We start from the raw sequence: 4,656 nt of genomic DNA on the forward strand, positions 1-4,656 counted from the left end.
TACCCGTCATTTATTTAATCTATTACTATTAACAATTCTCAATCAGTCTGATTCAATAACATCTTCATTATTGCAGTACACATATACTAATAATTAGCGATCGCTGTGCCAGTTGCGTAAGTCCTGAATAAAATTCCCTAACTTTTTGAAAAATCCAGATTCTTTTGACCAGATATGGAATAATTTTCATAGTGTTTAACTCTGCAATTAGTTAGTTTTTGTGGTTAAATCAGTCTTTGATTTGGTAAGCTTGATTCTAGAAAATTTAGATCATAGTTGTTGAGAAGGATTCTAGTACAGCATGGCATAAATAAACCAACCATTCTCAATCGCTAAAAAGCTTACGACCTATTATTTTTGACTTTTGACTTCCGCGAAGCGGTACTAGTTCCCTTTGAAGATTTCATCTAGAGTAACGTGAACCTTTGCATATCGACCAAAACTTTGAGGATTAAAACACTGAAAATCTGTGTTTAATTGAGGATTGTAGACAGGTTTAAACCCATACCGATATTCGGCTTTATAATTGAGAATATGCAAAGGTACTTTACCCCAAAATGAAGACCAATGGCTAAAGGTGCTATTAGGTCCAACTATAAAGTCACAATGAGCGAGAGTGTAGAGATCCTGAATGACACCTCCATGACCTTGATAAATCTGTAAATCTGAATAAGACGATAGATCTTGATATTCATCTGAACAAACAATAAACGAGACAGTTTGATGTGGACACTGTTCTTTGAGTAATCGCATTATAGCAACGTATTCTTCCAAATTGTAATACATTATTCCATCACAAAACTCTTTGTAGTCTCCATGTCTTACATGAACACCAATCAAGATATCACACTGTTTTCTTGCTTGGTAGATAAGGGAGTGAATTTGCTTGATGATAGCATCTTTAGGTGTAAAATACGACCGGATTTGTGTAGAAAATTGATTTAGGCATTCTGGAGCAGAAAAATAAAAACCATGTAAAAACACGATATATTTCCTGCATAAATTGTCGGAAGTGACATGATCTAAATCAAGTAAATACCCATTATCTAATTTGATAGAATCAAAGATAGAGATTCGATCATTAACTCTTGAAAAGATGGGAAGTACTTCTTTGAGAATATTGTTTTCATTAATACCACTAAAAAATCTTGAATCGTTGTAAAAACTGGGATTGTGCACACTAAAATTATGTTTCATGCCATAAGCAAGTACATTTGCGTAAGTCCACAATCTATTTCCTAGTCTTCCATACTGGGAAAGTAAGGCAATAATTGGTTTCATCTGGGAACTCCAGGTACTTCAAAAAAGGGTTAACTTAGTTTAGTCGAGATACAGAATTGGATTTTATGTGTTGAGGAAAAACGCGCAACCATAAGACTGTGAAAATGACTCCTAAACCAGCCCCCCAATTACGTCCGGTTAATGCTCCCAGGAATATGGCATGGCGATCGGGGTTAGGTAATCGCCAGTTGCTCGGTTGCCATAGACCGGTTTGATATGCTGTGTGGGCAATTAAACCTCCCAAACCTATACCAGTGCCAGTGATTGTAGCCACTAATACTAATCCTAACAATAGTTGAACCAGTGAAAAGGGCTGTCTCCTGCCGAGTTTGTGGGATGCTGTTAATATTGTGCCCACAAACAGACCAAACCGGAGTCCCCAGTCTTGATGTTCTTGGGGGATAACGGTGTAATGATAGCTAAGGCGATATAAAATGTAACCCACTATCCTACCACCGATGGCACCAAACAACCCGGCAACAAAGATAATGAATATCCACACCCCAATTTGGCGCACTGACCTGCTGTTCATTAGACATCTCCGAAAATTACATAAGCGTAACCTGAAACCCATTCGTAGGGACAATTCATGAATTGTCCCTACATCTTTTTCGGAGAGGTCTATTTTGTGTTCTTTTCTATTCGTATGCTGAAAATACCATCATTTTTTCCCCCAAACAAATCTGGGGATAGGACTTTATGGATATCCACAGTTGCTGGATGATCTTCATATTGAAGCCAACCAGGTCCAGGTCGGGGTATTGACCAACCTTGGAACCATTGAGGATTTGTGCCGGGGTTAGGATATTCCTGGGGTAATGTAATCATTTTATTATTGCGAACTGTGACCTGGGGATGCCAAGGAGGATTTTTCATCCCTTCCACGGCAAAGAGATTTTCTTCCACCCATACATCTTTAACAGGTGGTCCCCAATAGGCAAGATAACGCCCAACAAAGGTATTATTGCGAATCTGAATATTTTGAATCGGGCTTTGATTATTGGGCGAACCGGGTTTATACCAAGGATTGAGTAACTTGACTTGGGAGCCATTGACTCCACTAGCGGGATGCAGGAATCGGTTATTTTCTACTAAAACTGGCCCGGTTAAAACTGGACTTAATCCTAGGTTTTGTTCAAAGTCGTAAACTAGGTTGTGATGAAAATGAACTTTTTCAGCAGGTCCATCCATTTCGATCGCATCATCCGTACCATACATTAAAAGATTACCATAGATATTTGCCCCATTCTGCCCGGGTTTATCCAGATGGGGGGAAATCTGCAAGGCATCACCACCATGGCTAACTACATTATGACGAATCACTAAATTAGGAGAACTTGCAGAAATCAGTGTAGAGTTTGAGTAATGAGCGTATACTTCATTCCAGGGAAGCCAATTCTTTAGCCAGTTGTATTGGGGATAATTATGGTAAAGGTTATATTCAACTACCAGATGGGATGGTGCATTGATGTGAGGTGAAGCACTAATTCCTGTGCCAGCGCCTGTCAGCAGAGTATTTTTAATAGTAATGTAACCACTATCCCACAGCAAAAAGCCAGAACCAACGCCAAGTTCTAACCGTAGACCGTCAAAAACTAGATGTTGTGCCTCTAGCCAAATATTGGCCACCCGACTATTGCCCCACTCTCGCGGTGACCGAATTTCTCGATGAAATACTAGCTTTTGATTATTTGGTATTTCTCCATGGGGTAGAAAAAGATAAAAACGCTCTGTTTCCCTATCGTAGGTAAAAGCACTGTAGGAGTTGGGTTGACTTACTAAGGTTTTCAGTCTTTCTACTCCCCCCGAGCGAACATCATAAAGAACACTGCCGTTATACAGGGCATAGTAGATAGGCCAAGGGGTCTGGGTTGAATATAGTCCATTGCCATGCGATCGCCAGGTTAGATATTGGGTTACCTGTGGTGGAGCAGCATTAGTGATGGTTACTGTCCCCGGTTGTTGGGCGCGAAAGGTAATGGGGCGATTGGGTCTTCCCCCACGGCGAACCCGCAGGTCTTCCCGATAGATACCGGGTAAAATAACTACCTCTTCTCCCGGTGTGGCCATATTCGCAGCCCGTTGTATAGTTTTAACAGCCCTTTGGGGACTGTTGCCTAGATTCCAGTCAGATCCCTGGGGAGAGACGTAAATTTTACCCTGGCGCAAGCAAGGGGTTGGGGGTTGCCATAGATTGATGGCAGCTAAGAGGGTGCTAATTATTAGCAGGATGTCCCGCGGATAGTTTTTTATATTTTCCGACATCTAACGGCTTTTTTTCAAGGCTTCTGTCCAGGTTACTGCTCTTGGCCAACCCAAAACTTTTGTTAACGCTTTGAAGGTTCTAATTTCCCAAGGTGCATGGTGGTTAGCAACCATCTCAGTGGCAAAGCTGAGGGCTTCCTTAGCTTCTGCTATCAATTGTCGTTCGCCACATAGTCGAGCAATCCAGAACATTTTACGAGAAAATTGTTCTAGATAACTCCAATCAGTTAAGCCCTGGGATTTCATCCGCAGCCAAATCGATTTATGGGATCGGAAGAAATCACGGATGAAGACTGGGGTAAATCCTGTTTTCATCCCACTAGAGCGATCGCCGTCATGATCACGGACTAAAGCTAATGGTTCAGAAACTTGTGCTATTTTAATATCTAACATTCCCGCTCGCAGGTCGTGTTCCCAGTCTTCCATACAACAGAAGTTTTCCCATCTTTCCATGCGAGAATATAAACGACTGCGCCAAAGAGGAGAGATGGTGTGCCAACCACGGTGGATCAGAAAATCTGGAAAAATCCGTTCTATTTCCTCTGCTGTTCTCGCCCAAGTTTTTGTTTCTCCCGTTACCATGTTGGTCCGCAGAGTTTGGCAATAAGCAACTTCTGCCTCAGGGTGGTTTTGCAAGGCTTTAACTTGTAGTTCAATCTTTGTTGGCAGTAATAGGTCATCAGAATCAAGGTATTGGATAAATTCTCCTGCGGAGTGGGATAAACCTGTGTTGCGAGCAATGGCTGGACCAGAGTTGTCCTGATAAACATACCGAATATAATGGGGATATACTGATGCCAATTCCTGAACTACTTGGGCAGTATTGTCAGTAGAACCATCATCAACAACCACTAACTCTATTGACTTGTAGGTTTGCTTCAAGACTGACTCAATGCACTCTCCAATCATCCTTTCCCGATTGAAAACAGGAATAACTATACTGACAAGTAAAGGTTTCATGACTTAATCTTAGGGTTTAGGAGGGAAATTAGCTAGTTAATCATTTGCTAACTTTCGCTAACTAATGCTATACTTTCCTCATGGCATACATACCACTCAGAAAAGCGGTCGAATTTCTGGGATTGCATCCAAACACTTTAAGGAGATATG

At 41.3% G+C, this 4,656-nt stretch carries 4 protein-coding genes; all 4 read right to left on the reverse strand.

Annotation, left to right across the window (positions count from 1 at the left end; translation table 11 throughout):
• Window positions 1-384: 384 nt before the first annotated feature.
• The 4 genes from FFR48_RS25590 to FFR48_RS25605 all read right to left on the reverse strand — a co-directional run bounded on the left by FFR48_RS25590 (window position 385) and on the right by FFR48_RS25605 (window position 4,506).
• Window positions 385-1,281 (reverse strand): alpha-1,2-fucosyltransferase, encoded by an 897-nt coding sequence (locus FFR48_RS25590; RefSeq protein ID WP_137669304.1) that lies wholly within the window; start codon window positions 1,279-1,281, stop codon window positions 385-387.
• Between the two features lie 34 nt (window positions 1,282-1,315).
• Window positions 1,316-1,813 carry a hypothetical protein gene (locus tag FFR48_RS25595; protein ID WP_137669305.1) on the reverse strand — a complete coding sequence of 166 codons (498 nt, stop codon included), beginning with the start codon at window positions 1,811-1,813 and terminating at the stop codon, window positions 1,316-1,318.
• An 89-nt stretch (window positions 1,814-1,902) separates the two neighbouring features.
• Window positions 1,903-3,546, reverse strand: coding sequence for a right-handed parallel beta-helix repeat-containing protein (locus tag FFR48_RS25600; protein ID WP_137669306.1), 1,644 nt, complete (start codon window positions 3,544-3,546; stop codon window positions 1,903-1,905).
• Window positions 3,547-4,506, reverse strand: coding sequence for a glycosyltransferase family A protein (locus FFR48_RS25605; protein ID WP_137669307.1), 960 nt, complete (start codon window positions 4,504-4,506; stop codon window positions 3,547-3,549).
• Window positions 4,507-4,656 lie beyond the last annotated feature (150 nt).

This window comes from Sphaerospermopsis reniformis (assembly GCF_005402885.1).
GTDB lineage: Bacteria > Cyanobacteriota > Cyanobacteriia > Cyanobacteriales > Nostocaceae > Sphaerospermopsis > Sphaerospermopsis kisseleviana.

What these genes read in the sequence shown, in the direction of transcription:
- FFR48_RS25590 (WP_137669304.1), bottom strand. Translation starts at nt 1,281, where the DNA reads ATGAAACCAATTATTGCCTTACTTTCCCAGTATGGAAGACTAGGAAAT.
- FFR48_RS25595 (WP_137669305.1), bottom strand. Translation starts at nt 1,813, where the DNA reads ATGAACAGCAGGTCAGTGCGCCAAATTGGGGTGTGGATATTCATTATC.
- FFR48_RS25600 (WP_137669306.1), bottom strand. Translation starts at nt 3,546, where the DNA reads ATGTCGGAAAATATAAAAAACTATCCGCGGGACATCCTGCTAATAATT.
- FFR48_RS25605 (WP_137669307.1), bottom strand. Translation starts at nt 4,506, where the DNA reads ATGAAACCTTTACTTGTCAGTATAGTTATTCCTGTTTTCAATCGGGAA.